Source organism: Variovorax sp. FW301-JW7 (genome assembly GCF_058788795.1).
Window position 1 is genome coordinate 1 of the sequence record NZ_JBYTBC010000007.1, and the last position, 26,331, is coordinate 26,331.

Sequence of the window (26,331 nt, forward strand, 5' to 3'; positions counted from 1 at the left end):
CAGACAGTGGGGTCGCCTTTTCTTTGCTTACTTTCTTTTGGCGAAGCAAAAGAAAGTGAGTCGCCCGCCGGGGCGAGTCCCGGCCTCGGAAAGCAAACCCACAACAAGAATTCAACGAGCCAGCAAAGCAGGCAAAGCCGAAGCCAACATAGCAACCCCAGACAACGTCAACAAGCTCAACACGATCTTGCGAAACGCCGCTTCGCTGATCCCGATGTAAAGCCGCGCACCCAACAACACCGGCACTGCAACAGCCGCCGCGACCAATGCCAAAAGAGGCACCACAGAACGCCCAATGCTCCCGCTCGCCACATGCACCGCAAAGGCCACAGCCAGCATCGACAGGTTGAAGTTCTGGATCACAGCACGCTGCGTATCACGCTGGAAACCGCGCAGCGTGCACCACAACGTAGGCACGACACCCGAGAAGCCGCCGATGCCCGCCATCACACCGCCGATGGCACCCGCCACGCCGTCCGCCGCGCGACCGCCAAAAGTGATCTTCGGCAGGCGCTGCGACATCAGCATGGCCGGGCACCACAGCACCAGCAGCGTGCCCAGGCACACCTTGAACAGCACGATGTCCAGGTGCGGCAGCAGCCAGACACCGAAGGGCACGCCGACCAGTCCGCCAAGCACGAAGGGCCAGAGGATGCGTTTGTCGAAAGTCCGCCGCACCGTGAGCGCCGCAATCACCTGCCCCGTGAGGGCGCCGAACAGCGCGAGCACTGCAGCCAGTTGCGGCTCCAGCGTCCAGGCCCAGACCGACATCGCGACCATGCCGAAAGCAAAGCCCGACAGGCCCTGCACGAACCCCGCCAGCACAGCGCCGACGATCACATAGACATACAAGGCTTGCATGCGGCCGATGATAGGGGCCGCATGCAGAAGCTCTCACGCCCGGAGAAGGTCTATGCCGACGCAGGCACCAGCGCCGTGCGCCGCACGCGCCGCACATTGAAGGCACTGGCGATCAGCACGCCCTGCACCAGCGCCAGCCCGACGATCACGCTCGTGTACTGGCCGTGGTCCATCAGCCGGCCGAACACCAGCGGCGCCACGGCCTGGCCGATGTCCAGGCCCGCGTACACCACGCCGTAGACGCGCCCGGTCGCATTGGGCGGCGTCGACTTCTTCACCAGCAGGTCGCGCGACGGCCCGGCGATGCCCGAGACGAAACCCATCGCGCCGAACAGCACCGGCACCATCACGGGCGGAAACTGCGCAAAGGCCAGCACCAGCGCCAGCGCCGCCGCCACGCCGAAGCCCGCGCCCACGATGCGCTCGCAGCGCGAGGGGTCGGAGGCCAGGAAACCGCCCACCACCATGCCCGCCGCGCTCGCCACCATGTAGACCGTGAGGCACACCGCCACCAGCGCCACCGGCACCGCGTGCAGGTGGCCGGCGGCCACGGGTGCGAAGGTCTGCACCACGCTGATCACGGCGGCGTAGAAAAAGAAGAAGCCGAAGCACATCCACACGGCCGGGATGCGCAGGAAGTCGAACTCGCCGCCCACCGGCGTGGGCTCGCCCTGCCCCGTGGCCTTGTGCACCGCCGCCGCGTCGAGCGCCAGCACGCCGCGGTAGATCCACAGGATCAGCAGCACCACGATGGCCACCACACCGGCCGAGGCCAGCGCCACGCGCCACGAGAAGGCAATGGCGATCGGCACCACGAAGGCCGGCGCCAGCGCCCAGCCCAGGCTGCCGGTGATGCCGTGCACGCTGTAGGCATGGCCCAGCCGCGTGGGTGCGACCTTGCGGTTGAACAGCGTGTAGTCCACCGGGTGGAACACGCCGTTGCCGATGCCGCCGACCACGGCGCACGCCAGCAGCATCCAGTAGCTCTGCGCCATGGCATAGCCGAAGGCGGCGAGCCCCAGCGCGCCCAGGCCGACGAACAGCACCGGGCGCGGGCCCAGCTTGTCGACGATGAAGCCCGAAGCCGCCTGCACGATGCACGAGACCACGAAGAACACGGTGAGCACCGCGCCGAGCTCGACATAGCTCACCTGGAACGCGTCCTTCAGCCACGGGAACAGCGGCGCCAGGATGAGCTGGCTGAAATGGCTCACCGCATGCGCCAGGCCGACCAGCCCGATCAGTTGGGCGTCGCTGCGCAAGGAGGGGGCGGGTGCCGCGTTCGGGGTGGAAGTGGATGACATGGATTGCTACAAAAAACCGGGGGGAGCACCGATGCTATGCGGCGCCGACGCGGCAGAATGGCGATACAGCGACAACATTTGTCGAAACTATGCCAAGCGCCGTTCCCCCCCACGCTCCGCCCGCTCCCGAGCCAGCCTCCCCAGCCAAGGCGCGCGGAACGCCCACCGCGCCGACCAACAGCGTGGGCCCGCTCACGCCGCACCTGTACGCCCCCGACGCGGTGCGCCCGCTGCGCGCCAAGGAACACTTCCTGAGCGCCGACACGCTGGTCGAGCTGCACGAGCACCCGTGGCCGCAGCTCACGTTCTCGACGCGCGGCGTGATCCGCCTGAGTACACAGGATGGCAGCTACATCGTGCCGCCATCGCGCGCGCTCTGGGTGCCGGCCAACATGCCGCACAGCATCACGCTGATCGAAGACGCCGAGCTGCGCACCGTCTACCTGCACGCCTGGATCGCGCCCACCTGGGAGAAGTGCGAGGTGCTCGAGATCAGCCCGCTGCTGCGCGCCCTGATGCTCGCGCTCGACACCACGCCCGACGGCCTGCCGCCGGCCGACCCGCATGCGCCGCAGCGCGAACGCATGATCGCGCCGCTGCTGGTCGACGAGGTCGAGCGCGCCACGCAGATCCGCATCGACGTGCCGCTGCCCTCCGACAAGCGCCTGCGCCAGCTGTGCGAGACGCTGCTGCGCAACCCGGCCGACCGCGCCACGCTGGCCGAGCGCGCCGCCGCCATCGGCGCCAGCGAGCGCACGGTGGCGCGGCTGTTTCGCGACCAGCTCGGCATGAGCTGGCAGCAATGGCGCCAGCAGGCCGTGATGGCGCACGCGCTGCCGCTGCTGGCACGCGGCATGGCCGTGAGCCAGGTGGCCTCGGCCAGCGGCTACGCCACCGACAGCGCCTTCTGCGCCATGTTCAAGGCAGCCACGGGGCGCTCGCCCACCTCGTTCCAGCACCGCAAGCGACCGGCCACCCTTTGATGCCGCAGGGCATGGACCGGGCACGCCATGGTGCTCTGGCAAGATCGGCGACCGACACCGACACCATGCACTCACCGATCCCCCTGCACATCGCGGCCGAGGCCAGGCCTGCAACGTGGACCGCCGACATCTGGCTGCGCATCCGCCGCCATTTCCTGCTGAAGGCGGTCGGCACCACGGCCTTCACCTGGCTGTTCTTCATCGGCTACTTCCACCTGCTGCGCAACCCGGCCTTTCCGGTCACGGTGATGCCGCTGACGCCGCTGGACCACCTGATTCCATTCCAGCCCTACACGCTCGGCGCCTACCTGTCGCTGTGGGTGTACGTGGGCTTTGCGCCGGGGCTGCAGCTCACGTTTCGCGAGCTGGTGGTCTACGGGCTGTGGATCGGCGCGCTGTGCCTGAGCGGCCTGGGCCTCTTCTACTTCTGGCCGACGCAGATCCCGCCGCTGGACATCGACGTCTCGGGCTACCCCGGCTTCGCGATGCTGCAGGGCGTGGACGCGGCGGGCAACGCCTGCCCCTCGATGCACGTGGCGGTCGCCATCTTCACGGCCGTGCGCCTGGCCGACGTGCTGCGCGCGGCGCGCACGCCATGGCTGTTGCAGGCGATCAACTGGGCCTGGTTTGCCGCCATTGCCTATTCCACGCTGGCCGTCAAGCAGCATGTGGTGCTCGACGCGGTGGCCGGCGCGCTGCTCGGGCTGGCCTTTGCGCTGCCCTCGTTGCGCTGGCGCCCCGGTCGCCGTTGATCGGGGGCCGCCCCGAGGATTTCCCTAAGGTCGAAGCGGATATCATCAATCACCATTGATCATCAACACAGGCCGAACGAGGAAGGGATCGACCCCGTGGCCCGCCACCCGCAAGGGACAGGCAGCCCATCGATCAACGGCGGCACAAGACGACAGGCATCGCAGATGAGTTCGCTGAAGGAATTGCAGGACCTGATCCACGAGAAGTACGGCATCGAACCGTCCAAGCTCGACCCGCACGCCTCGATGCGTGAAACCGGCGGACTCGATTCGCTGGCACTGGCCGAATTCCTGTTCGCCATCGAAGACCATTTCGGCATCACCATGCCCGACGAAGACGCGAGCATCGACACCCTGGCCGAGCTCGCGCAGCTGGTCGACAAGGTCCGGGCCGCCAAGACAGCGTGAGCACGCACGAAGTCGCCGTCACCGGGCTGGGCGTCATGGCGCCGCATGGCGACGCGCCCGACGCGCTGTTCGACGCGCTGCTGCAGGGCCGCTCGGCCCTCGCGCCGGTTTTCCCCGAACTCCCCAAACCCGCCGCCGCCGCCACGGTCGCCTTCGACGAGACGCGCTGGTTCACCAAGCTGCAGCTCGCGGGCGTCGACCGCGTGAGCCAGCTGGCCGTGGCCGCCGCCGACCTCGCCCTGCGCGATGCAGGCCTGGCGCTGGGCGATGCCGGCATCGATGCCGAGCGCGTCGGTGTCTACGCCGGCTGCGGCATGGGCGGCGCCGCCGCGCTCGAGGCCGCCTACCGCGGCAACGGGCGCGTCTCGCCGCTCACCATTCCCGCCTTCATGCCCAACGCGCCGGCCGCCCACGTGGCGATGCGCAACGGCGTGCTGGGCCCGGTGCTCACGTACTCGGTCGCCTGCGCCTCGTCGTCGGTGGCCATCGCCGAGGCCGCCAAGGCGGTGCAGCGCGGCGAGGTCGACATCGCCATCGCGGGCGGCAGCGAAGCGCTGATCGTCCCGGGCGTGGTGCTGGCCTGGCAGGCCATGCAGACGCTGGCCGGCTTCCAGCCCGGCGAAGCGGCCGGCGCGGTGCGCCCCTTTGCCACCGACCGCAGCGGCTTTGCGCTGGGCGAAGGCTCGGCCTTCCTCATTCTCGAATCGGCCGAACGCGCCCGCGCGCGCGGCGCCCGCCGCTATGCCACGCTGGCCGGCTGGGGCCTGAGCAGTGACGCCACCCACCTCACCAAGCCCGACGCACCGGGCCAGGCCCGCGCCCTGCGCGCCGCGCTGCGCCAGGCCGGCCTGCAGCCGCGCGACGTGGGCTACTGCAACGCGCACGGCACGGCCACGCGCATCGGCGACGTGGTCGAGCGCAACGCGCTGGCCGAGGTCTGGGGCGCCGACTTCGACGCCCTGCGCGTCAGCTCGACCAAGGCGCTGCACGGCCACATGCTGGGCGCGGCCGGGGCCATCGAGGCGCTCATCACCGTGCTGGCGCTGTACCGGCGCGAGCTGCCGCCCAACGCGAACTGCCGTGATATCGACCCCGACTGCCGGATGAACCTCGTCGCCCCCGGCGACAGCGCCGCCCCCGCGCTCGAGGCCGCCATCAGCAACTCCTTCGCCTTCGGCGGCACGAACTCCGTGCTGCTGTTCCGCCGAGGCTGAACCGCGTGCTCTTGCGGGCCGTGCGCACCCCGTGGCGCTGTGCCCCGCGCGATAGAGACATTCCGGGCTCTCCGGTATGCTGGTGGGCGCTTCTCCCCCCATGTCCGTCCAAGGAGGCCACCATGCACGTTCGCTCCACATTCGTCGCCCTTGCCCTGCTCGCCGCAGGCGCCTCGGTGCAGGCCAACAACCTGCTCGACCAGCTGAAAGAACAGGCCGGCGCGGCGGTCAACTCGCAAGGCAGCAGCAGCAACAGCGGCGCCGGCGGCTCGGCGCTCAGCAACCTCAGCCTCGGCGGCTTCAAGATGCCCGCCATCGGCTCCAGCACCGTCGGCAGCGCGGCCGGCGTGCTCGAGTACTGCGTCAAGAACAACTACCTCGGCGGCGATGCCGCCTCCGTCAAGGACAAGCTGCTGGCCAAGATCACCGGCCAGAAGAAACAGGAAAACGACTTCGCGAGCGGCGCCAAGGGCCTGCTCAAGGGCGGCGACGGCAAGTCGCTCAACCTCAAGGGGCTGTCGTCGAAGGTCAAGGAAAAGGCCTGCGACTACGTCCTGAAGAACGCGACCTCACTGATCTAGGCTCTTTCTCTCTCTCCCGCTCTCCGCGCGCGGCGTGCCCGCCGCGCGCGCGCCCCGCTTCATGAATCCGGCTTCCCCTTCCTCTTCCCCCGCACCGTCCCTTCGCCAGCGCCTCGCACGCTGGGTTCCCTGTCTTGGCTGGCCCCGACCTTCCGCCGCGCTGCTGCGCAACGAGGCCATGGCCGGCATCACCGTCGCGCTGATGGTGCTGCCGCAGGGCGTGGCCTATGCGGCGCTGGCCGGCATGCCGCTGGTCACGGGCGTGTACGCGGCGCTGTTCCCGGCGCTCATCGCCGTGATGTTCAGCTCGTCGCAGCGGCTGTCGGTCGGGCCGACCGCGCTCACCAGCCTGCTGGTGGGCGCGTCGCTCGCGCCGCTGGCGGTGGCGGGCAGCGAGGAATGGGTGGCGATGGCGGTGTGGCTCACGCTGATGTCGGGCGCGATCCAGATCGTGCTCGGCGCGGGGCGCTTCGGCTGGCTGCTGCGGCTGGTCAACTCGCCGGTGCTGATCGGCTTCACGCAGGGCGCGGCGGTGCTGATCGCGATCTCGCAGCTGCCCGCGCTGCTGGGCTTCACGGGGCGCACCATTCCGCAGGTGCTGCAGGGCGGGCCGCTGCCCGACCTCACGGCCATCGCCTTCGGCCTGGGCAGCATCGCCGTGCTGTGGCTGGGCAAGCGCTGGGTGCCGCGCTTCCCGACCACGATGGCGCTGGTGGCTGGCGCCGCGGCCATCAGCTGGAGCATCAACTACGCGCTGCGCGGCGGCGCCGTGGTGGGCGCCCTGCCCTCGGGCCTGCCCTCGTTCTACTGGCCCGGCCTGCTGCCGGCGCACACCTTCAGCGCGTTGGTGCTGCCCGCGCTGATGATCACGCTGGTGAGCTTTCTCGAAACGGCGTCGAGCGCCAAGGTCGACAACGGCCGCGCCGGCACGCTGTGGAACGAAAACCAGGACCTGATCGGCCAGGGCCTGGCCAAGCTGGCCTCGGGCTTCACGGGGTCGTTCCCCACCAGCTCGTCGTTCTCGCGCTCGGCCATCACGCTCTACGCAGGCGCACAGACCGGCTGGGCGACGCTGTTCAGCGTGGCGGTGGTGGCCGGCGCGCTGCTGTGGCTCATGCCGCTGCTGTACCACGTGCCCCAGGCGGTGCTGGCGGCGGTGGTGGTCACGGCCATCCTCGGGCTGGTGAAGCCGTCGAGCTTCACGGCGCTGTGGCGCATCTCGAAGCTGGAAGCCGGCATCGCCTTCGGCACCTTCGTGCTCACCATCGCCACCGCGCCGAGCATCTACTGGGGCGTGCTGGGCGGCCTGCTCGCCAGCCTGGCGCACTACATGTACCGCCACCTGCACCCGCGCATCATCGAAGTGGGCCTGCACCCCGACGGCAGCCTGCGCGACCGCCACCTCTGGAAGCTGCCGCCGCTCGCGCCGCAGCTGTATGCGGTGCGCATGGACGCCGAACTCGACTTCGCCTCCGCCTCCACGCTGGAGCGCGCGCTCACGGTCGCGCTGGCCGAGCGCCCCGACCTGACCGACGTGTGTCTGTTCGCGCAGCCGATCAACCGCATCGACATCACCGGCGCCGAGGTGTTCGGCTCGATCCGCCGGCTGATGGAATCCAAGGGCGTGCGCCTGCACCTGAGCGGCATGAAGCTGCCGGCCATGCAGGTGCTCGAGCGCGCCGGCCTGCTCGCGCCGGGGCCGATGCTCTTCAGCTACCGCACCGACGCCGAGGCGCTGGCCGCGCTGATGCCGCGCATCGACATGCCCGAAGAAGCCGAAGCCGCGGCCTGACCGCGCGCGCCTCTTCCCCCACACGGGCGCCATGAAAACCACCATCGAAGAACTGGTCGCCTTCCGCGCCGTGGTGGACACCGGCTCGATCACCGCCGCGGCCGACCAGCTGGGCCAGACCGTGTCGGGCATCAGCCGCGCACTGAGCCGGCTCGAGCAGAAGCTCGGCACCACGCTGATGCGCCGCACCACGCGGCGGCTCGAACTCACCGAGGAAGGCGCCGCCTTCCTGCAGCGCACGCGAGCCATCCTCGATGCGATCGACGACGCCGAAGAGCACATGGCCGCGCGCCGCCAGCAGCCCGCCGGCCGCCTGCGCGTGAACGCGGCATCGCCTTTCATGCTGCACGCCATCGTGCCGCTGGTGCCGGAGTTCCGCCGGCTCTATCCGCAGATCAGCCTCGAACTCGACACCGACGACCTGCCCATCGACCTGCTGGAGCGGCGCACCGACGTGGCGATCCGCATCGGCCCGCTGCGCGATTCCACGCTGCATGCGCGCCCGCTCGGCACGCACCGGCTGCGCGTGCTCGCGAGCCCCGCCTACCTCGAGGCCCACGGCAAGCCGCGCAAGGTCGACGAGCTGGCCGGCCACGCGCTGCTGGGCTTCACCCAGCCCGAGTCGCTCAACCGCTGGCCGCTGCGCGGCGTGCACGGCGACGAATGGACCATCACGCCCACCGTGGTCGCGTCCAGCGGCGAGACGCTGCGCCAGCTCGCGCTGGCCGGCGTGGGCATCGTCTGCCTGTCGGACTTCATGACCGCCACCGACCGCGCCAGCGGCGCGCTGGTGCAGGTGCTGCCCAAGGACACGGTCGACGTGCGCCAGCCCGTCAACGCCGTGTACTACCGCAACACGCAGCTGTCGGCGCGCATCACCTCGTTCCTCGATTTCCTGTCGCAGCGCATGGGCTGACCGGCCGGGTTCAGCCCGGCGGCATCCGCTCGAACTTCGGCAGCGCCGGGTCGAGGAAGTCCCAGGCGTGCCCGCGCACCGCGTACGTGACCGCCTGCGGCCGGTAGCGCCCCGGGTCGTCCAGGCTGGCGGCATGCACGGTGAAGACGCCGGGCATCGCCGCGAAGGTCATGTACACGGGCGAGCCGCAGGTCGGGCAGAACGCGCGTGTCTTCATGTTGCCGCTGTCGCCCTTGAGGCTCCACAGCGTGGCCGCGCCCGTCTGCTTCACCTTGGCACCCGCGAAGCTGAGGTACGAGCCGTGGCCCGTGCCGCTCTTGTGCTGGCAGTCGAGGCACTGGCAGTCGTTCTGGTACACGGGTTCCCCTGAAATCTCGTAGCGGATGGCGCCGCATGCGCAACCGCCGGTGTAGGCCGGGTTCATGGTTCTTGTCCTTTCGAAGTGGTGAAGGGCAATCTAGTCGCGCAAGGACTGGAGCAGGGAGTAACAAGATCGTCGTGAATCCGGGACGCGCCAGAATCCGGCAGTCACGCAGCCCTATCCCAAGGAAATGCCATGCACGTCGATCTGGTGTCCGAAGCCCAACACGACTCGCTCGTCGAGCTGCTGACCGAACTGCACGCCTTCTACAACGAAGGCGCGCGCGTGCCGCTCGAGTGGGTGCGCGACCACCTGCTGGGCAATCTCCTGGCGCCCGGCTCGCCGCACCAGCTCGTGGTGGCATCGACAGACGCGCGCACCGTGGTCGGGCTGGCCGCGATCACCTGGGTCTTTTCGCTGGTCGACTTCGCGCCTGAACAACGCAGGCACTGCCAGCTCAAGGAGCTCTACGTGAAGTCGGGCCACCGCAGCGCCGGGGCGGGCCGCACCCTCATGGCGTGGGTGGCCGCGCGCGCCGTCGCCCAGGGATGCCACCGCATCGACTGGCCCGTGAAGGCGACGAATGCGCGGGGTATTGCGTTCTATGAAGGGCTCGGCGCGTTCCGGGTGACCGAGCGGCTGAGCTACCGGCTGCTGCAGCCGGCCCTGCGCGAACTGGCGGCCTTCACGGCCCCTGCGTGACGACCAGCCGCTCGACCGCCGCCGACGCGATCTCGTAGCCGCTCACGCCCATGTCGGCCGACGCATAGCGCGCCGCCTTCAGCGTGCCGCTCACGCGCACCGTGTCCATGGCGTGCAGGCCCTTCACGGGCGCGGGCGCGATCACGTGGACGATCTGGTTGGCGGGCGGTGGCGGGGTGTGGATGCAGGCGCCGAAGTACGGCACCAGCAAGAATTCGCGAATGCCGTCTTGCGTGGCATCGAGCGGCACGACGAAGCCCGAGAGCTTCACGGGTTTGCCGTCGAGCGAGACGTTGACCGGCGCGTTGTCCCAGACGGCGCGCATCTCGTCGAGCATCTGGATCGCGCGCGGGTCGTTGTCGCGCAGCGCTTCGAGGCTGATGTTGCGGTAGCGCTTGGTAGGGTCCCACTCCTTGGGGATCAGCGCCTCCCACGAAAGCTCCGGTGCGGCCGGCGAGACCGCGGCCTGCCCGCCCGCCCCCTCCTGGCCACAGCCGGCCAGTCCGATGCACGCGAAGGTCACTAGCAACGCCGACACGACGCGCGAAACGAAAGCACTCATGCCTTCCATTTTGCTTGCCGCATGTTTCGGGCGTGCAAACGGGGACTTGCGGTTTGTTTGAAACAGATGACACAAGTTACAGACGCACCAGAATGCCGCACCACGCGCAGATCAGCCTGGCCGGCGTGACGCCGCAGATCCGGCGCTGCGCGGGAACAAGCCCGTCAGTCCTGCACCCGCCCGCGCAGGCTCTTGATCTGCGAACGCTGGCTCTTGCCTTCGAGCCGGCGCTGTTTCGAACCGTAGGTGGGCTTGGTGGCGCGCCGCACGCGCGGCGGCGTGGCCACGCTGTCGATCACCGCCTGCAGCCGCGCGAGCGCGTCGGCGCGGTTCATTTCCTGCGTGCGGTGCTGCTGCGCCTTGAGCACGAACACGCCTTCCTGCGTGATGCGGCTGTCGCGCAGGGCGAGCAGCCGTTCCTTCACGTCGGCGGGCAGCGAGCTGGCGTGGATGTCGTAGCGCAGGTGCACCGCGCTCGACACCTTGTTGACGTTCTGCCCGCCCGCCCCCTGCGCGCGGATGGCGCTGAAGTCGACCTCGTCGGGGTCGATCAGGAGTGGGGGGCGGAGCATGCCCGAGAGTGTGCCTTCAAACGCGCTCAAACACGGCGGCAATGCCTTGCCCGCCGCCGATGCACATCGTCACCAGCGCATAGCGGCCGCCCGTGCGGTGCAGCTCGGCGATCGCCTTCGTTGTGATGATCGCGCCGGTCGCGCCCACCGGGTGGCCCAGCGAGATGCCCGAGCCGTTGGGGTTCACCTTGGCGGGGTCGAAGCCCAGTTCCTTGATGACGGCGCAGGCCTGCGCCGCGAAGGCTTCGTTCGACTCGATCACGTCGAAGTCGCTGACCTTCAGGCCCGTGCGCTCCAGCACCTTGCGCGTGGCCGGCACCGGGCCGATGCCCATGTACGCCGGCTCGACGCCCGCGTGCGCGTAGCCGACAAGGCGAGCCAGCGGCTTCAGGCCCAGCGCCTTCACGCGGCCACCTTCGGCCAGCACCACGGCGGCGGCGCCGTCGTTGATGCCCGAGGCGTTGCCGGCGGTCACGAGGCCGTCCTTCTTGAACGCGGGCTTCATCTTCGCGAGCGTATCGACCGTGGTGTCGGCGCGCACGTGCTCGTCGGTGTCGAACAGCACGACGCCCTTGCGCGTCTTCACCTCGACCGGAACGATCTGTTCCTTGAAGCGGCCCGCGGCAATGGCGGCGGCGGCGCGCTGCTGGCTGGTCACGGCCAGTTCGTCCATCTGCTCGCGCGTGATGCCGTAGCGCGCGGCCACGTTCTCGGCCGTGATGCCCATGTGGATCTTCTCCCACGGGTCGTGCAGGATGCCCAGCATGTAGTCGACCAGCACAGCGTCGCCCATGCGTGCGCCATAACGCGCCGAGGTGTCGAAGTACGGGCCGCGGCTCATCGATTCGGAGCCGCCGCCGATGGCGATGTCGCAGTCGCCCAGCGCGATGGCCTGCGCCGCCGACACGATGGCCTGCAGGCCCGAGCCGCACAGGCGGTTCACGTTGAAGGCCGGCGTCTCGATCGGGCAGCCCGCGTCGATGGCGGCCACGCGGCTCAGGTACGCGTCCTTCACGTCGGTGGGAATCACGTTGCCCATGACCACATGGCCGATGGCGTCGGCGGCCACGCCGCTGCGCGCGATGGCGGCCTTGACGGCGGTGGTGGCCAGTTGCGTGTTGGGCACGTCCTTGAGCGCGCCGCCGAAGGTGCCGATGGCGGTGCGGGCGGTGCCGACCACGAAGATGTCGCGTGAAGTCATGGGATGGATCTCCTGGATTGAAAAAACGAAAACAGCGAATTCTTCAGCGGCCCGTGAAGGCCGCGGGCTTCTTGCCGAAAAAGGCATCGAGGCCGATGCGGAAATCGGCGGTGGCCGCGCACGACTGGAACGCGGCCGACTCGGCATCGAGCTGGCTCGCGAGGTCGCGGTCGAGCGAGCCGCGCATCAGCCGGCGCAGGTGGCCCAGCGCCACGGTCGGCCCCTTGGCCAGCCGCTGCGCGAGGGCCATGGCTTCGGACTCGAGGTCCGCGGCAGGCACCACACGGTTGATGAGGCCCAGGCGTTCGGCGGCGGCAGTGTCGTAGGTGTCGCCGAGCATCGCGATCTCGAGCGCGCGGCGCATGCCGACCAGGCGCGGCAGCGCCCACGAGGCACCGACGTCGCAGCTGGTGCCGACATTCACGTAGGCCAGGTTGAAGCGCGTGCCCTCGGCCGCGAGCACGAAGTCGGCCTGCAGCATCAGGCTCAGCCCCGCGCCGGCCGCCACGCCGTGCACCTGCGCGACCAGCGGCGCGTCCATGGCGTCGAGCACGGTCAGCGCCTCGTGCAGCGGGCCGATGAGGTCGGCCGCGCCCTGCTTCGGGTCGGCGCTGAGCACGCCGAGGTCGCCACCGGCCATGAAGCCCTTGCCCGCGCCGCTCAGCAGCACGGCGCGCACGCTCTTGTCGGCAGCCAGGGTGCGCGCGGCGGCGAGGAAGGCGGTGGCCATCGGCACGTCGATCGCGTTGAGCGCGGCCGGCCGGTTGAAGCGCAGCGTGGCCACCGCGCCTTCGCGGCCCACCAGCAGGGGTGCGGAAGAAGAAGTCTCTGGGGTCGTCATGGGTTCACCTGGGTAGGGGCGCGCTGCAGCACGCCGTTGAGCAGCAGTTCGATGCCTTGGTCGGCGATCTGGTCGGGCGTGAGGTCGCCGTCGGGGCGGTACCAGCGGCCGATCCAGCTCAGGGCGCCGGCCAGCATGAAGGCGGCCATCTTCGGGTCGCAGGGCGCCAACGCGCCTTCGGCCACGCCCTCTTCGATGAGACGGCGGAAATGTCCGTCGATGCCGGCCTTGAGGCGGCGCAGTTCCTTCTTGAGCGGATCGGGCAATGGGTCTTCGCCGATGCGGATCACGCACATGCCGAAATCCTGCGTGACCACGCCCGAGTAGATGCGCATGCAGGCCTTGAGCTGGTCGATGGCGCTGCCGCCCGCGGCGCGCACCTCGCCGATGCCGGTCTGCATGAGGTCCAGCGCCATCTTCACGCACTCGAGCAGGATCTGGTCCTTGTTCTCGATGTAGTAGTACAGCGTGGGCTTGCTCACGTTGAGCCGCTCGGCAATGTCGTCGAGCGAGGTCGCATGGAAGCCGCGCTCGTTGAAGAGCTGGGCGGCCGTGCGCAACACGGCCATGCGCTTGACCTCGCGCTGCTGCGCGCGGCGGTCGGCAGGCGCCCACGGAGAGGCTGGAGCAGGAACGGCGGTGGAACGGGGCATGGGGTTTGTGCGGGCGGGGAAAGTCCCGATGCCGCGAACTGCGGCGAACACGGACATTACCGGCCAGTAGGAATTTTACGGGCCAGTAGCATTTCGCTGCTGGACACAAACCCTGACCTTGCGGCGCGCCCCTTAGCCATGCCTGACGAGACTCGACGGGATACCTCCATGTCCGCACCTTCCGCCCCGGCCCCGGTGCTGCAGGCCGAGGCGTTGACGCTGGCATTCGGCGGGGTGAAGGCGCTCACCAATGTCGGCTTCAGCGTCGCGCCCGGCTCCATCACCGCGGTGATCGGGCCCAACGGCGCGGGCAAGACCTCGCTGTTCAACACCATCTCGGGCTTCTACAAACCTTCGCAGGGCCGCGTGCTGTTCGAGGGCGCGGACATCACCCGCCTGCCCGCCCCCAAGCGCGCGGCGCTCGGCCTGGCGCGCAGCTTCCAGAACATCGCACTGTTCCGCGGCATGACGGTGCTCGACAACATCAAGCTCGGGCGCCACGCGCACCTGAAGAGCAACGTGTTCGACGCCCTCTTCTACCTGGGCCGCGCGCGCCGCGAAGAGGCCGAGCTGCGCCGCGACGTGGAAGAACGCATCATCGATTTCCTCGAGATCGACCACATCCGCCACGCCTCGGTGGCCGCCCTGCCCTACGGCCTGCAGAAGCGCGTGGAAATGGCGCGCGCGCTGGCCATGCAGCCCAAGGTGCTGATGCTCGACGAGCCCGTGGCCGGCATGAACCGCGAGGAGACCGAAGACATGGCGCGCTTCATCCTCGACGTGCGGCGCGAATGGGGCATCACGGTGCTGATGGTGGAGCACGACATGGGCATGGTGATGGACCTGTCGGACCACGTGGTGGTGCTCAACTTCGGGCAGGTGATCGCGCAGGGCACGCCAGCGCAGGTGCAGGCCGACCCCGAAGTGATCCGCGCCTACCTCGGCGCGGGCGACGTGGGCGAGCTGCGTCGCCGGCTGCGCGGCGAAGCTGCCGTGGGAGCCGCCTGATGGATTGGGCCTACCTCTTCGAGATCGCGCTCACCGGCATCGCCGGCGGGGGCCTGTATGCGCTGGCGGCGCTGGCCTTCGTGCTGGTCTACAAGGCGACGCGCGTGGTCAACATCGCCATCGGCGAGATGCTGATGGTCGGCGCCTACCTGTTCTTCACCTTCGCCGCGAGCTTCTCGCTGCCGATCTGGATGGCGGTGCTGGGCTCGGTGATCGGCACCGGCCTGCTGGGCGCGGTGATCGAGCGCACCATGATCCGCCCGCTGCTGGGCGAACCGCCGATCTCGGTGTTCATGGTGACGGTGGGGCTGGCGTCGATCCTCGTCGGGCTGGTCGAGATCATCTGGACCGCCGACCAGCGCCGCCTGCCCGAGTTCCTGCCCAACACGCCCGTGATGATCGGCGAGGCCTTCCTGGCGCCGAAGATCGCCTACGGCGCGCTGATCGCGGTGGTGCTGATCGGTCTGGTGCTGCTGCTGTTCCGCTTCTGGCGCGGCGGCGTCGCGCTGCGGGCCACGGCTTCGGACCAGGCGGCGGCGTACTCGATGGGCATCCACGTGCCGCGCGTGTTCTCGCTGGCCTGGGTGGCCTCGTCCATGATCGCGGCGGTGGCCGGCATCATCGTCGGCGCCATCGGCGGCATCTCGTCGTCGATGGGCGTGTTCGGGTTGTCGGTGCTGGTGGTGGTGATCGTCGGCGGGCTCGACAGCGTGCTGGGGGCGCTCGTCGGCGGCGTGCTCATCGGCCTGATCGAAGCACTGGCCGGCTCCTACCTGGGCGGCGAGTACAAGCTGCTCGCCACCTTCATCGTGCTGGTGTTCGTGCTGATGGTGCGGCCGTACGGGCTCTTCGGCACGCACGAGATCGAGAGGCTCTAGCCATGCGCATCGGCACCCTCAAGCAAAGCTACATCGCCGACGCGGCGCTGTTCGACTCGCGCACGCAGAAGGTGTGGCTCGCGATCGGCGCGGCGCTGCTCGTGCTGTTCCCCTTCATGGCCAGCGACTACTGGCTGTACCTCGCGTGCCTCGTCGCCATCAACGTGGCGAGCGCCACGGGCCTGAACATCCTCACGGGCTACACGGGCCTCGTGAGCCTGGGCCAGGCCGCGTTCATGGGCCTGGGTGCGTACACCGTCGCGATCATGCAGACGCGGCTGGGCACGCCCTTCCTGCTGAACATCCTCGCGGGCGGCGTGGTCGCGATGCTCGGCGGGCTGGTCGTCGGCATCCCGTCGCTGCGCGTGAAGGGCCTGTACCTGGCCATCGCGACCATCGCCGCCTCGTTCATCACCCACTTCCTGTTCGCCAACCTCAAGCTCACGGGTGGCACCACGGGCATCTCGCTGCCGCCCGCGCAGCTCTTCGGCCTGCCGCTGGACACCTCGTTTCGCCTGTACTGGGTGATCGTGCCGGTGATGGTGCTCATGGTGCTCGGCGCGGCCAACCTGTTTCGCACGCGCGTGGGGCGCGCCTTCATCGCCATCCGCGACCGCGACATCTCGGCCGAGGTGCTGGGCATTCCGCTCTTGCGCTACAAGCTGCTGTCCTTCGGACTGTCGTCGTTCTACGCCGGCGTTGCGGGCGGGCTGTGGGCCTACTTCTTCCGCGTGGTCACGCCCGAGAGCTTTCCGCTGCTGATGTCGATCTTCTTCCTGGCCGCCATCATCGTCGGCGGCATGGGCACCATCCTGGGCAGCATCTTCGGCGCCGTGTTCATGACCATGGTGCCCGAGCTGCTCAAGCTGGTGGTCGACCTGCTGCCGGGCGGCGTCGAGATGACCGTGTTCCTCTCGCCGGTGCGCACCGTCGTCTTCGGCCTGCTGATCGTCGGATTTCTGGTGTTCGAGCCGCACGGGCTCGCAGAAGTGTGGCGGCGCCTGCGCCGCTTTTTCCATCTATGGCCGTTTCGTAACTAGAACCAGGAGACACACATGCCCAAGACAACGAAGAAGCTTTTCCCCCAGCGCCGCGCCCTGCTGATCGCCGCAGGCCTGGCCGCCGCCGTGCCGTTCGCGGCGAACGCACAAGGCAACGAGGACATCGTCATCGGCGGCTCGATCCCGATGACCGGCGTGTTCGCCTTCGCGGGCGTGGGCATCAACGCCGGCATTGCCGACTACGTGAAGATCGTCAACGACGCGGGCGGCATCAAGGGCCGCAAGCTGCGCTACGTGCCGGAAGACACGGGCTACAAGGTCGACGTGTCGGTGGCGGCCTTCAAGAAGATCACGAGCCAGAACAAGGTCAACCTCTACTACGGCGACTCCACCGGCTTCTCCAAGACCATCAACCCCGAGCTGGACCGCGGCGGCCAGATTTTGATGGCGGGCGCCTCGTTCGCGACCGAGCTCAACGACCCGGCCAAGTACCCGAACCAGTTCCTGGTCGGTCCCGACTACACCGAGCAGATCGGCATCCTGCTGCGCCACATCGCCAAGGAAAAGCCGGGCGCGAAGGTGGCCTTCGTGTATTCCGACTCCGAGTTCGGCCGCGACCCCATCGAGGCCAGCGAAGCCGCTGCCAAGAAGCTGGGCCTGAGCGTGCCGGTGAAGCTCATGACGCCCGCGGGCAGCGTCGACGTGTCGACCGAGGTCATCAAGCTGCGCCGCGCCGCGCCCGACTACACGATCTTCCACGGCTACATCCTCGCGCCCATTCCCGAGTTCGTGCAGCAGGGCAAGCAGATGGGCATGACCAGCAAGTGGATGGGCACCTTCTGGACCATGGACAGTTCCACCGTCATGAAGATGGGCGAAGGTGGCGACGGCTTCATGGGCGTCATGCCCTACCGCTACTACTACGACACCTCGGCCAAGGCGCCGATGCTCGACAAGATCCGCGCGCTGCGCCCCGAGTACCAGAGCACGGCCTACACGCAGGGCTTCCTCACGGCGATGCTGTTCACCGAGGCCGCCAAGCGCACGCTCGACGCCGGCAAGCCGCTGGACGGCAAGAACCTGAAGGCCGCGCTCAACACCATCAAGGACTTCGACACCGGCGGGATCATCGGCACGCCGATCACCATCAAGGGCAACTCCATTCCCGTGGGCCGCGTCTACAAGGCCGACATGAAGGCGCAGAAGATGGTGCCGGCCTCCGACTGGATCGCACTGAACTGATCGACACGATGGACGCGCGCGCGGCACCGCCCGACCTCGTTCTGGAGGTCAACAACATCGAGGTGGTCTACAACAAGGTCGTGCAAGTCTTGCGCGGCCTGTCGCTGGCCGTGCCGCGCGGGCAGATCGTGGCGCTGCTGGGCAGCAACGGCGCGGGCAAGTCGACCACGCTGAAAGCGGTGTCGGGCCTGCTCGCGCTGGAAGACGGCGAGGTCGAGGCCGGGCGCATCGTGTTCGACGGCGCGCCCACCGAGCGGCTCGCGCCGCAGCAGCTGGTGCGGCGCGGCCTGAGCCATGTGATGGAAGGCCGGCGCGTGTTCGAAGACCTCACGGTCGAAGAGAACCTCGTCGCTGCGACCTACGCGCTGACGGGCCGCACGGGCGCCGCGCCAGCATCGCGCAACTTCGATGACGTCTACGCCTACTTCCCGCGCCTGCACGAACGCCGCAAGGGCCTCGCGGGCTACCTTTCGGGCGGCGAGCAGCAGATGCTCGCCATCGGGCGTGCGCTGGTGGCGCAGCCTCAATTGATCTTGCTCGACGAGCCTTCGCTGGGCCTCTCGCCCAAGCTGGTCGAAGACATCTTCACGATCATCGCGCGCATCAACGCCGAGCGCGGCACCTCGATGCTGCTGGTGGAACAGAACGCCAGCGTGGCACTGGCCATTGCGCACACGGGCTACATCATGGAAAGCGGCAAGGTCGTGATCGACGGCAGCGCCGAGCGCCTCGCGGCCGACCCCGACGTGCGCGAGTTCTACCTGGGCGTGGGCGGCAGCGGCGAATCGCGCAGCTTCCGCGAGCTGAAGCACTACAAGCGCCGCAAGCGCTGGCTGTCATGACGACGAACCCGCTCCCTTCGCTCACGCTGCCGCAGATGCTGCGCGAGCAGGCACGCCTGCAGCCGCAGCGCATCGCGATCCGGCAGAAGGACTTCGGCATCTGGCATCCGCTGGACTGGGCCGGCTACCTGCAGCGCGCCAGCCGCTTCGGCCTGGGCCTGCACGCGATGGGCCTCGCACCCGGCGGGCACCTGGGCGTGATCTCCGAGAACCGCGTCGAGTGGCTGCTCGCGCAGATGGGCGCGGGGCTCATCGGCGCCGTGACCGTGGGCGTGTACCCCACCAGCCCGAGCAACGAGGTCGCCTACGTGGTCGGCCATGCGGACATCGAGGTGATCGTCTGCGAGGACCAGGAACAGACCGACAAGGTGCTCGACGCCCTCGACCAGCTGCCGCGCCTGCGCAAGATCGTCGTGATCGAGACCAAAGGCCTCGCGAGCTACCCGCCCGAGGTGCGCGAGCGCATCGCGACCTTTGCCGAAGTCGAGCAGGCCGGCGCCGAGGTGCTGGCACGCGACGGCACCGCGCGCATCGACGCCGCGCTGCAGCGCCAGACGCTGGCCGACATCGGCTTGATGATCTACACCTCGGGTTCCACGGGCAAGCCCAAGGGCGCGATGATTTCGTACCGCAACATCCGCGGTGTCGTGCCCGGCATCGTCGAGCGGCTCGGGCTCGACGGCAGCACCACGCACCTGTCGTACCTGCCGCTGTGCCACGTGGCCGAGCAGATGCTCACGGCCTTCGTGCCGCTGTACCTGGGCTCGCAGGTCAACTTCGGCGAATCGATCCGCACCGTGCAGGAAGACCTGCGCGAGGTGGCGCCCACCATGTTCCTCGGCGTGCCGCGCATCTGGGAAAAGCTGCACGCGGGCATCAGCATCAAGATGCAGGAAACCGGGCGGCTGCAGCGCGCGCTGTTCCGCAAGGCCATCGAGGCCTGCGCGCCGCTGGCCGAGAAGCCGCGCAGCGCCTGGACGCTGGCCGAGCGCGGCCGCTTCGCCCTCGCCTACTGGACCGTGCTGCGCGCGCTGCAAAACTTCATCGGCCTGCGCCGCGCGCGCATCGCGCTCACGGGCGCGGCGCCGATTCCCGCGGACGTGGTGCGCTTCTTTCGCACGCTGGGCGTGCCGCTGGTCGAGGTGTACGGCCTCACCGAATCGACCGGCATGGTCTCGGGCCACCGCGCCGACGCCGTGACCATCGGCACCGTCGGTCCGCCCACGCTGGGCACCGAGCACCGCGTGGGCGAAGCCGGCGAGCTGCTGGTGCGCGGCGACATGGTGTTCGAGGGCTACTACAAGAACCCCGAGGCCACGGCCTCATCGATCCGCGATGGCTGGCTGCACACGGGCGACGTGGTGCGCGAGGAAGCCGGCGGACAGCTGCGCATCGTCGACCGGCTGAAGGACATCATGATCACCGCCGGCGGCAAGAACCTCACGCCCTCGGAGATCGAGAACACCATGAAGGGCAGCCCCTTCATCAAGGAATGCATCGTGGTGGCGGACGGCCGCAAGTTCGTGGGGGCGCTGCTGCAGATCGACTACGAGACGGTCGGCAAATGGGCCGAAGCGCAGCGCCTGCCCTTCACGCATTTCCGCTCGCTGGTGGAAGAACCCAAGGTGCGCGCGCTGATCGAGGCCGAAGTGGCGCGCGGCAATGGAAAGCTGGCGCAGGTGTCGCAGATCAGACGTTTTCATCTGCTCACCAAAGAGTTGGACCATGACGACGGTGAAGTCACCGCGACCATGAAGGTGCGGCGCTCCAGCATCTACAAGGCCTACGCCAACGAGATCGAGGCGCTGTACGCCTGACGCGCTCGGGCTCAGTCCTGCGTCGCAATCACCAGCCGCACCTCTTCGCCGAGCTGCACCCTTTCACCGGGCGTCGTGAGTCCCGGGAGATGATTTTGCCAGAGCACCGTGGCACTCACGGTCAGGATCGTCACGTCCATGGTTTCCTCCAGATCGTGCGCACGTTGTTCGGCCGCCAGCAGACCGGCGTCATCGCCTGGAAAAAGATCCAGCCGAACTCTCTTGACTGCCCTTGTTGTAGCCACGCGATACCTCCTTTGGATCAAGCGACGGAAGCGCCGTCACGCAGGAACAAACTTGGTCAGCTCGGCCGCGTCGATGCTGAAGTCGAGCAGCGCCTGCGCCATCGCCGCACGCGTGGTGGCCGCCTTGAAGGCCGCCAGCCCCGGCGCGCTGAGTTGCTTCTGCGCCTTGGCGAGCAGTGCGTCCCTGCGAGCGACATCGATCTTGCTGGCATCGCCGATATCGGCCATCACGCTGAGGATGCTCTTGCGGCTGCTCTCGACCTCCCCTTGCAGCTTTCCGAGCGCCATCTTCTGTGAAGGCGTCAGGGGCAGCTCACCGGTGTTCACGAGTGCGGCGCCGCCAGTCTGAGCGAGCACGCGCGCGGCCAGACCTGTCGCGAAGAACTGCGCCACCTTGCCCCCGCCGTTCACGCCGGCGGGCGGCGTTCCGCCACCGCTCACGTCGAAGCCGAAGCTGGCCAGCACGGAGTAGGTGTCATAGTCGCCGCCCTGGTTGCCCACGTACTTGGGGCATGCGCCCTTGGGGTCCACGGACTCGCAGGATGCCGGCACATACTCCTTGGTGAGGTTGGGCAGCAGCGGCATCCAGACAGCTTCCTGCCGCTTGTATCCCAGCGACACCCCCATGCCGGTGGCGGGGTCCTGCGACACGTCGAGCGCGAGCTTGGTGTTCGTGCCGAACATCAGGACATTGGTGTGCCGGGGCGTGCTGTCGCACGCCGACAGCAGCGTCACGGCGGACAACGCCATCGCAGCGAGCGCCGCACGATGTCCGGACGGCGCGCGCAAGAAACGACAAGGCAAAGGTTTCATTGGAGTTCCCTCTTTTCGGTGTTGACGATCCCCTGATCGACCGCGGCGCAGAGCCCCCCGGTCTTCCCCATGGCGTTCAGGCGCTGCATCGCGTGGTCGAGCTGCTGTTGGTTGGCCACGAGCACGACGAGGCGGCAGTCCAACGGAACCACCACCCGGCGGTCGCGCACATAGCCGATGCCGACCCCGTTGCCCGCATAGAGCCCCAGCACCGACGTGTTGGAGGTGTAGACAGGCTGGTCGGCGGCGGCTTGCGGCACGACGACGCGCACGTAGCCGAAGTAGTGGCGCACGAGCGTGCCGTCGGGAGTGATCTCTGCCGTGGTGGTGCATGCCGTCAGGAAGACGACCGCCAACAAGAGAAGGAGGGAGGGAGAGCGGCCCGGCACGCAGCGCAGATCAGCCAGCCGGTTGCATCCGAAGAAACTGCCCTCGTTGACCATGCCTCGTCGCCCCTCCAGGTGATGGGAGCGAGCTTAGGTCGGGGCTCATGAACGAGCATCCCTCATCCAGGGGATGCCGGCACCGGGTGTCCGATGCGGCTCAGGAACCGGTGGCGCGTTGCGCGCTCACCGCCGAGATCCTGAGGCTCAGTCGCCGCGCACGGGACGGGCCCGCACGTCGGTCACATCGTCGGCCGGGCCCAGAACGACCGGGCTGCGCACCGATTCGCCGCGCGCACGGGCACTGACCACGTCGGCCGCCGTGGGCTCGGCCGGTTGTTGTGCCGCATGGCGAAAACGGTCGAAACCCGAGCGCGGGTTGAAACGCATGACCCAGGGCGTCACGGGCTTGCCCGTGAGACGCCCCCAGGCGTAGCGCACACCCCACACCGCCGCCAGCAGCAGGGCCGCCACGGCCAGGCTGGCCGCGAAGACCAGCCCCAGGAGCAGAAGAATGACGCGAAGAATGAAGTTCATCATCCGACTTTAGGCCGATGCAGCCGCCGTTGGTTCCCCGCCCTTGCGGAACGAGAACTGGCCCGGCGACTGGATCGGGTCGGTTTCGACCTCGATCGTGTCCTTCGGCCCGAAGCTGCCGTCGAGCAACAGCCGCGAGAGCGGGTTCTCGATACGCTGCTGGATGGCGCGCTTGAGCGGACGGGCACCGAACACCGGGTCGAAGCCGACCTTGGCAATCTCGGCCAGCGCCGCAGGCGACACCTGCAGGCCCAGGTCCATCTTCGCCAGCCGCGCCTGCAGCACCTTGAGTTGGATCGCGGCGATCGATTCGATGTTCTTCGCGTCGAGCGCGTGGAACACGACGGTCTCGTCGATGCGGTTCAGGAACTCGGGGCGGAAGTAGTTCTTCAGCTCGTCCCACACCGCTTCCTTGATCTCCTCGCTCGGCTGACCCACCATCGCCTGGATGATCGGCGAGCCGATGTTGCTGGTCATCACGATCACGGTGTTCTTGAAGTCCACGGTGCGGCCCTGGCCGTCCGTGAGGCGGCCATCGTCGAGCACCTGCAGCAGCACGTTGAACACGTCGGGGTGGGCCTTCTCGACCTCGTCGAGCAGCACCACGCTGTAGGGCTTGCGGCGCACGGCTTCCGTGAGGTAGCCGCCCTCTTCGTAGCCCACGTAGCCCGGCGGCGCGCCGATGAGGCGGGCGACCGAATGCTTCTCCATGAACTCGCTCATGTCGATGCGGATCAGGTGGTCTTCGCTGTCGAACAGGAAGCCCGCGAGCGCCTTGCACAGCTCGGTCTTGCCCACGCCCGTGGGGCCGAGGAACAGGAACGAACCCGTGGGGCGGTTCGGATCGCTCAGGCCCGAGCGCGAGCGGCGGATCGCGTTGGCGACCGCACCGATGGCCTCGTCCTGGCCGACCACGCGCTCGTGCAGCTTGTCTTCCATGACGAGCAGCTTGTCGCGCTCGCCTTGCATCAGCTTGGCGACCGGGATGCCGGTGGCGCGCGCCACGACCTCGGCGATTTCTTCCGAACCGACCTGCGTGCGCAACAGCGTGGGCGCGCTCGACTTGCCCTTGCTCGCCTCGCTCTCTTCGGCTTCCTTCAGGCGCTTCTCGAGCGCCGGCAGCTGGCCGTATTGCAGCTCGGCGACCTTGTTGAAGTCGCCCTTGCGCTTCCACTCTTCGATCTGGAACTTGATCTTGTCGATGTCTTCGCGCACGTGCGCGCTGCCCTGGGCCTGGGCCTTCTCGGCCTGCCAGATCTCGTCGTAGTCGGCGATCTCTTTTTGCAGCTTGGTGATCTCGTCCTCGATGAGGCCGAAGCGCTTCTGCGAGGCTTCGTCCTTTTCGCGGCGCACGGCTTCGCGCTCGATCTGCAGCTGGATCAGGCGGCGGTCCAGGCGGTCCATGACCTCGGGCTTGGAGTCCATCTCGATCTTGATCTTGGCCGCGGCCTCGTCGATGAGGTCGATGGCCTTGTCGGGCAGGAAGCGGTCGGTGATGTAGCGGTCACTCAACTCGGCCGCGGCCACGATGGCCGGGTCGGTGATCTGCACGCCGTGGTGCACTTCGTACTTCTCCTGCAGGCCGCGCAGGATGGCGATGGTGGCTTCGACGCTGGGCTCGCCCACGATGATCTTCTGGAAGCGGCGCTCCAGCGCGGCGTCCTTCTCGATGTACTTGCGGTACTCGTCGAGCGTGGTGGCGCCCACGCAGTGCAGCTCGCCGCGTGCGAGCGCGGGCTTGAGCATGTTGCCCGCGTCCATCGCGCCTTCGGCCTTGCCGGCGCCGACCATGGTGTGCAGCTCGTCGATGAAGACGATGGTCTGGCCTTCGTCCTTCGCGAGTTCGTTGAGCACGGTCTTCAGGCGCTCCTCGAATTCGCCGCGGAACTTGGCACCGGCCAGCAGCGCGGCCATGTCGAGCGACAGTACGCGTTTGCCCTTGAGTGACTCGGGCACTTCGCCCGCGACGATGCGCTGCGCCAGGCCTTCGACGATGGCGGTCTTGCCCACGCCGGGTTCGCCGATGAGCACGGGGTTATTCTTGGTGCGGCGTTGCAGCACCTGGATGGCGCGGCGGATTTCCTCGTCGCGGCCGATGACCGGGTCGAGCTTGCCCAGGCGGGCGCGCTCGGTGAGGTCCAGGCAGTATTTCTTGAGGGCTTCGCGCTGGCCTTCGGCGTCGGCGCTGTTCACGCCCTGTCCGCCGCGCACGGCCTCGATGGCGGCCTCGAGCGACTTGCGGCTCAGGCCGTTGTCCTTGGCGATCTTGCCGATGTCGGCCTTGCTGTCGGCCACGGCGAGCAGAAAGAGTTCGCCTGCAATGAACTGGTCATTGCGCTTGATGGCTTCCTTCTCGGTCGCCTGCAGCAGCTTGCCCAGCTCGGGGCCGACCTGCACGATGTCGTGGCCCTGCACCTGGGGCAGTTTCTTGATGGCGCCCTCGGCGGCCTGCTGCAGCCCGGGCACGTTGACGCCGGCACGCTCCAGCAGGGCACGCGGGCCATCGTCCTGGCGCAGCATCGCGACCAGCAGGTGGGCCGGTTCGATGTAGGCGTTGTCGTTACCGAGCGCCAGCGTCTGGGCGTCGCTCAGTGCTTCCTGAAATTTGGTGGTGAGTTTGTCTTGTCGCATGGTGGTATTCCTGCATCCAAAATAGGGCTGTTCGGGCACGATTCAAGGTTGCGAATCGGATTTGCACCCTGGGCACGGGTATTGCACCGGGCCCCGCACCGTCCCGCCGTAGGCATTTCTCTCTTTCTTTCTTCGAATGGAGTCGATCATGGTTTTTTCAATGCAGCGCGTCCAACCGATGCGCCGCGCGTTCAGCGTGGGTCTCCTGGCAGCGGCCATGGGCATGGCCGGCCTGGCGCAGGCCCAGAGCGGCACGCCGGTGCGCCTGCTGGTGGGTTTTCCCGCCGGCGCGGGCACCGACGCCATTGCCCGCACCCTGGGCGAGAAGCTCAAGGACGTGCTGGGCGTGCCCGTGGTGGTCGAGAACCGCGCGGGCGCGGGCGGCCAGATCGCGGCGCAGGCGCTGAAGGCCGCGCCGGCCGACGGCCACACGCTGTTCCTGTCGCATGACCACTCCATCTCGATCCTGCCGCAGGTGGTGAAGAACCCGGGCTTCAACCCCGCGACCGACTTCGTGCCCGTGGCCGGCTTTGCCACCTTCGCCAACGTGCTGGCGGTGTCGGGCGGCACGCCGGCCAAGAGCATCGACGAGTACGTGAAGTGGATCCGCACGCAAAAGGGCGGCAAGGAGACCATCGGCGTGCCGGCACCGGCGTCGATCCCCGAGTTCCTGGTGAAGATGATCTCGGACAAGTACAAGATCGACGTGCAGCCCGCGCCCTACCGCGGCAGCGCGCCCATGACGGCCGACATGCTGGGCAACCAGATCACGGCAGGCATCGCCTCGGTGCCCGACTTCATCGAGAACCACCGTGCGGGCAAGGTGCGCATCGTGGCCTCGATCGGCGCCAAGCGCCAGGCGCTGCTGCCGAACGTGCCGACCTTCACCGAGCTGGGCTTTGCGAACCTGGAAGACCTGCCCTACTACGGCATCTTCGCGCCGGTGGGCACGCCGCAGGCCGTCATCGACAGGTACGGCGATGCGCTGCAGAAGGTGCTGGCCATGCCCGACGTGAAGCAGAAGCTCACCACCATGGGCCTGACGGTCGGCTACGAGCCCCAGGGCCAGTTCGCGGGCCGCGTGCGCACCTACACGCAGACTTGGGAAAAGATCATCCAGGCGAGCGGCTTCAAGCCCTGAGCTGCGCGACCGGGTGCGGCCTGAGACGGCCGTCACCTGGGTGATCTTCCGGCCCGGCGGGGCCCTCTACGATGGGCCCTCGCCTTCCAA

At 68.3% G+C, this 26,331-nt stretch carries 28 protein-coding genes; 15 read left to right on the top strand and 13 right to left on the bottom strand.

The window, feature by feature from the left end; translation table 11 throughout:
- Positions 1-111: 111 nt before the first annotated feature.
- The gene (locus AC3WQM_RS19365; protein ID WP_492680950.1) at positions 112-861 is read right to left on the bottom strand and encodes a sulfite exporter TauE/SafE family protein; all 750 of its coding nucleotides are present in this window, start codon (positions 859-861) and stop codon (positions 112-114) included.
- A gap of 50 nt (positions 862-911) precedes the next feature.
- Positions 912-2,165, bottom strand: coding sequence for an MFS transporter (locus tag AC3WQM_RS19370; protein WP_492680952.1), 1,254 nt, complete (start codon positions 2,163-2,165; stop codon positions 912-914).
- 89 nt (positions 2,166-2,254) lie between these two features.
- Between AC3WQM_RS19370 and AC3WQM_RS19375 the strand changes: the two genes are divergently transcribed.
- The 7 genes from AC3WQM_RS19375 (at position 2,255) to AC3WQM_RS19405 (ending at position 8,811) form a co-directional block, all read left to right on the top strand.
- Positions 2,255-3,148, top strand: a complete 894-nt coding sequence (locus tag AC3WQM_RS19375) for an AraC family transcriptional regulator (RefSeq protein WP_070059575.1) — start codon at positions 2,255-2,257, stop codon at positions 3,146-3,148.
- 65 nt (positions 3,149-3,213) lie between these two features.
- Positions 3,214-3,900, top strand: a complete 687-nt coding sequence (locus AC3WQM_RS19380; protein WP_492680954.1) for a phosphatase PAP2 family protein — start codon at positions 3,214-3,216, stop codon at positions 3,898-3,900.
- 165 nt (positions 3,901-4,065) lie between these two features.
- On the top strand, positions 4,066-4,308 hold the full coding sequence (locus AC3WQM_RS19385) for an acyl carrier protein (protein WP_070059577.1): 243 nt from the start codon (positions 4,066-4,068) through the stop codon (positions 4,306-4,308).
- Positions 4,305-5,522, top strand: coding sequence for a beta-ketoacyl-[acyl-carrier-protein] synthase family protein (locus tag AC3WQM_RS19390; RefSeq protein ID WP_492680956.1), 1,218 nt, complete (start codon positions 4,305-4,307; stop codon positions 5,520-5,522). Before AC3WQM_RS19385 ends, AC3WQM_RS19390 begins: the two co-directional genes overlap by 4 nt.
- Positions 5,523-5,644: 122 nt before the next feature.
- Positions 5,645-6,103: a DUF2501 domain-containing protein gene (locus AC3WQM_RS19395; RefSeq protein ID WP_492680958.1), complete on the top strand. Its 459-nt coding sequence runs from the start codon at positions 5,645-5,647 to the stop codon at positions 6,101-6,103.
- Between the two features lie 61 nt (positions 6,104-6,164).
- Entirely contained in the window at positions 6,165-7,895 is a 1,731-nt protein-coding gene (locus AC3WQM_RS19400) for a SulP family inorganic anion transporter (RefSeq protein WP_492680960.1), read from the top strand.
- Between the two features lie 31 nt (positions 7,896-7,926).
- On the top strand, positions 7,927-8,811 hold the full coding sequence (locus tag AC3WQM_RS19405; protein WP_492680962.1) for a LysR substrate-binding domain-containing protein: 885 nt from the start codon (positions 7,927-7,929) through the stop codon (positions 8,809-8,811).
- A 10-nt stretch (positions 8,812-8,821) separates the two neighbouring features.
- Here the strand turns inward: AC3WQM_RS19405 and AC3WQM_RS19410 are convergent, their stop codons facing one another.
- Positions 8,822-9,235: a GFA family protein gene (locus AC3WQM_RS19410; protein WP_492680964.1), complete on the bottom strand. Its 414-nt coding sequence runs from the start codon at positions 9,233-9,235 to the stop codon at positions 8,822-8,824.
- Positions 9,236-9,367: 132 nt separating this feature from the next.
- On the opposite strand from AC3WQM_RS19410, the gene AC3WQM_RS19415 reads away from it, so the two are divergent.
- Positions 9,368-9,874: a GNAT family N-acetyltransferase gene (locus tag AC3WQM_RS19415; RefSeq protein ID WP_492680966.1), complete on the top strand. Its 507-nt coding sequence runs from the start codon at positions 9,368-9,370 to the stop codon at positions 9,872-9,874.
- On the opposite strand, the gene AC3WQM_RS19420 is transcribed toward AC3WQM_RS19415, so the two are convergent.
- The 5 genes from AC3WQM_RS19420 to AC3WQM_RS19440 form a co-directional block, all read right to left on the bottom strand.
- A complete protein-coding gene (locus AC3WQM_RS19420; protein ID WP_492680968.1) occupies positions 9,858-10,436 on the bottom strand; it encodes a DUF3299 domain-containing protein in 579 nt (192 codons plus the stop codon). The two genes, AC3WQM_RS19415 and AC3WQM_RS19420, sit on opposite strands and share 17 nt — an antisense overlap.
- 164 nt (positions 10,437-10,600) lie before the next feature.
- On the bottom strand, positions 10,601-11,008 hold the full coding sequence (arfB, locus tag AC3WQM_RS19425; RefSeq protein WP_095744721.1) for an alternative ribosome rescue aminoacyl-tRNA hydrolase ArfB: 408 nt from the start codon (positions 11,006-11,008) through the stop codon (positions 10,601-10,603).
- A gap of 16 nt (positions 11,009-11,024) precedes the next feature.
- Complete coding sequence (locus AC3WQM_RS19430) at positions 11,025-12,209, bottom strand: acetyl-CoA C-acyltransferase family protein (protein WP_492680970.1); 1,185 nt, start codon at positions 12,207-12,209, stop codon at positions 11,025-11,027.
- 43 nt (positions 12,210-12,252) lie between these two features.
- Positions 12,253-13,050, bottom strand: coding sequence for an enoyl-CoA hydratase/isomerase family protein (locus AC3WQM_RS19435; RefSeq protein WP_492680972.1), 798 nt, complete (start codon positions 13,048-13,050; stop codon positions 12,253-12,255).
- Positions 13,047-13,703, bottom strand: coding sequence for a TetR/AcrR family transcriptional regulator (locus AC3WQM_RS19440; RefSeq protein ID WP_492680974.1), 657 nt, complete (start codon positions 13,701-13,703; stop codon positions 13,047-13,049). Before AC3WQM_RS19440 ends, AC3WQM_RS19435 begins: the two co-directional genes overlap by 4 nt.
- Before the next feature lie 168 nt (positions 13,704-13,871).
- Between AC3WQM_RS19440 and AC3WQM_RS19445 the strand changes: the two genes are divergently transcribed.
- The 6 genes from AC3WQM_RS19445 to AC3WQM_RS19470 are packed head-to-tail and all read left to right on the top strand — an operon-like array spanning position 13,872 to position 20,491.
- Positions 13,872-14,711, top strand: a complete 840-nt coding sequence (locus AC3WQM_RS19445; RefSeq protein ID WP_492680976.1) for an ABC transporter ATP-binding protein — start codon at positions 13,872-13,874, stop codon at positions 14,709-14,711.
- A complete protein-coding gene (locus AC3WQM_RS19450; protein ID WP_307586126.1) occupies positions 14,711-15,589 on the top strand; it encodes a branched-chain amino acid ABC transporter permease in 879 nt (292 codons plus the stop codon). The genes AC3WQM_RS19445 and AC3WQM_RS19450 overlap by 1 nt, the downstream gene beginning before the upstream one ends.
- 2 nt (positions 15,590-15,591) lie before the next feature.
- A complete protein-coding gene (locus tag AC3WQM_RS19455; RefSeq protein ID WP_492680978.1) occupies positions 15,592-16,629 on the top strand; it encodes a branched-chain amino acid ABC transporter permease in 1,038 nt (345 codons plus the stop codon).
- A gap of 15 nt (positions 16,630-16,644) precedes the next feature.
- A complete protein-coding gene (locus AC3WQM_RS19460; protein ID WP_492680980.1) occupies positions 16,645-17,832 on the top strand; it encodes an ABC transporter substrate-binding protein in 1,188 nt (395 codons plus the stop codon).
- A gap of 8 nt (positions 17,833-17,840) precedes the next feature.
- The gene (locus tag AC3WQM_RS19465) at positions 17,841-18,674 is read left to right on the top strand and encodes an ABC transporter ATP-binding protein (protein WP_192196055.1); all 834 of its coding nucleotides are present in this window, start codon (positions 17,841-17,843) and stop codon (positions 18,672-18,674) included.
- On the top strand, positions 18,671-20,491 hold the full coding sequence (locus AC3WQM_RS19470; protein ID WP_492680982.1) for an AMP-dependent synthetase/ligase: 1,821 nt from the start codon (positions 18,671-18,673) through the stop codon (positions 20,489-20,491). Before AC3WQM_RS19465 ends, AC3WQM_RS19470 begins: the two co-directional genes overlap by 4 nt.
- An 11-nt stretch (positions 20,492-20,502) precedes the next feature.
- Here the strand turns inward: AC3WQM_RS19470 and AC3WQM_RS19475 are convergent, their stop codons facing one another.
- The 5 genes from AC3WQM_RS19475 to clpB all read right to left on the bottom strand — a co-directional run bounded on the left by AC3WQM_RS19475 (position 20,503) and on the right by clpB (position 25,100).
- The gene (locus AC3WQM_RS19475; protein ID WP_492680984.1) at positions 20,503-20,631 is read right to left on the bottom strand and encodes a hypothetical protein; all 129 of its coding nucleotides are present in this window, start codon (positions 20,629-20,631) and stop codon (positions 20,503-20,505) included.
- Positions 20,632-20,772: 141 nt separating this feature from the next.
- A complete protein-coding gene (locus tag AC3WQM_RS19480; protein ID WP_492680986.1) occupies positions 20,773-21,549 on the bottom strand; it encodes a hypothetical protein in 777 nt (258 codons plus the stop codon).
- A complete protein-coding gene (locus AC3WQM_RS19485; RefSeq protein WP_489057401.1) occupies positions 21,546-21,992 on the bottom strand; it encodes a hypothetical protein in 447 nt (148 codons plus the stop codon). Before AC3WQM_RS19485 ends, AC3WQM_RS19480 begins: the two co-directional genes overlap by 4 nt.
- Before the next feature lie 147 nt (positions 21,993-22,139).
- Positions 22,140-22,469 (bottom strand): hypothetical protein, encoded by a 330-nt coding sequence (locus AC3WQM_RS19490; RefSeq protein WP_223301262.1) that lies wholly within the window; start codon positions 22,467-22,469, stop codon positions 22,140-22,142.
- 9 nt (positions 22,470-22,478) lie between these two features.
- A complete protein-coding gene (gene clpB / locus AC3WQM_RS19495; protein ID WP_492680988.1) occupies positions 22,479-25,100 on the bottom strand; it encodes an ATP-dependent chaperone ClpB in 2,622 nt (873 codons plus the stop codon).
- Between the two features lie 148 nt (positions 25,101-25,248).
- Here clpB and AC3WQM_RS19500 point away from each other — a divergent pair, with 148 nt between their 5' ends.
- Positions 25,249-26,241 carry a Bug family tripartite tricarboxylate transporter substrate binding protein gene (locus AC3WQM_RS19500; RefSeq protein WP_369632196.1) on the top strand — a complete coding sequence of 331 codons (993 nt, stop codon included), beginning with the start codon at positions 25,249-25,251 and terminating at the stop codon, positions 26,239-26,241.
- Positions 26,242-26,331 lie beyond the last annotated feature (90 nt).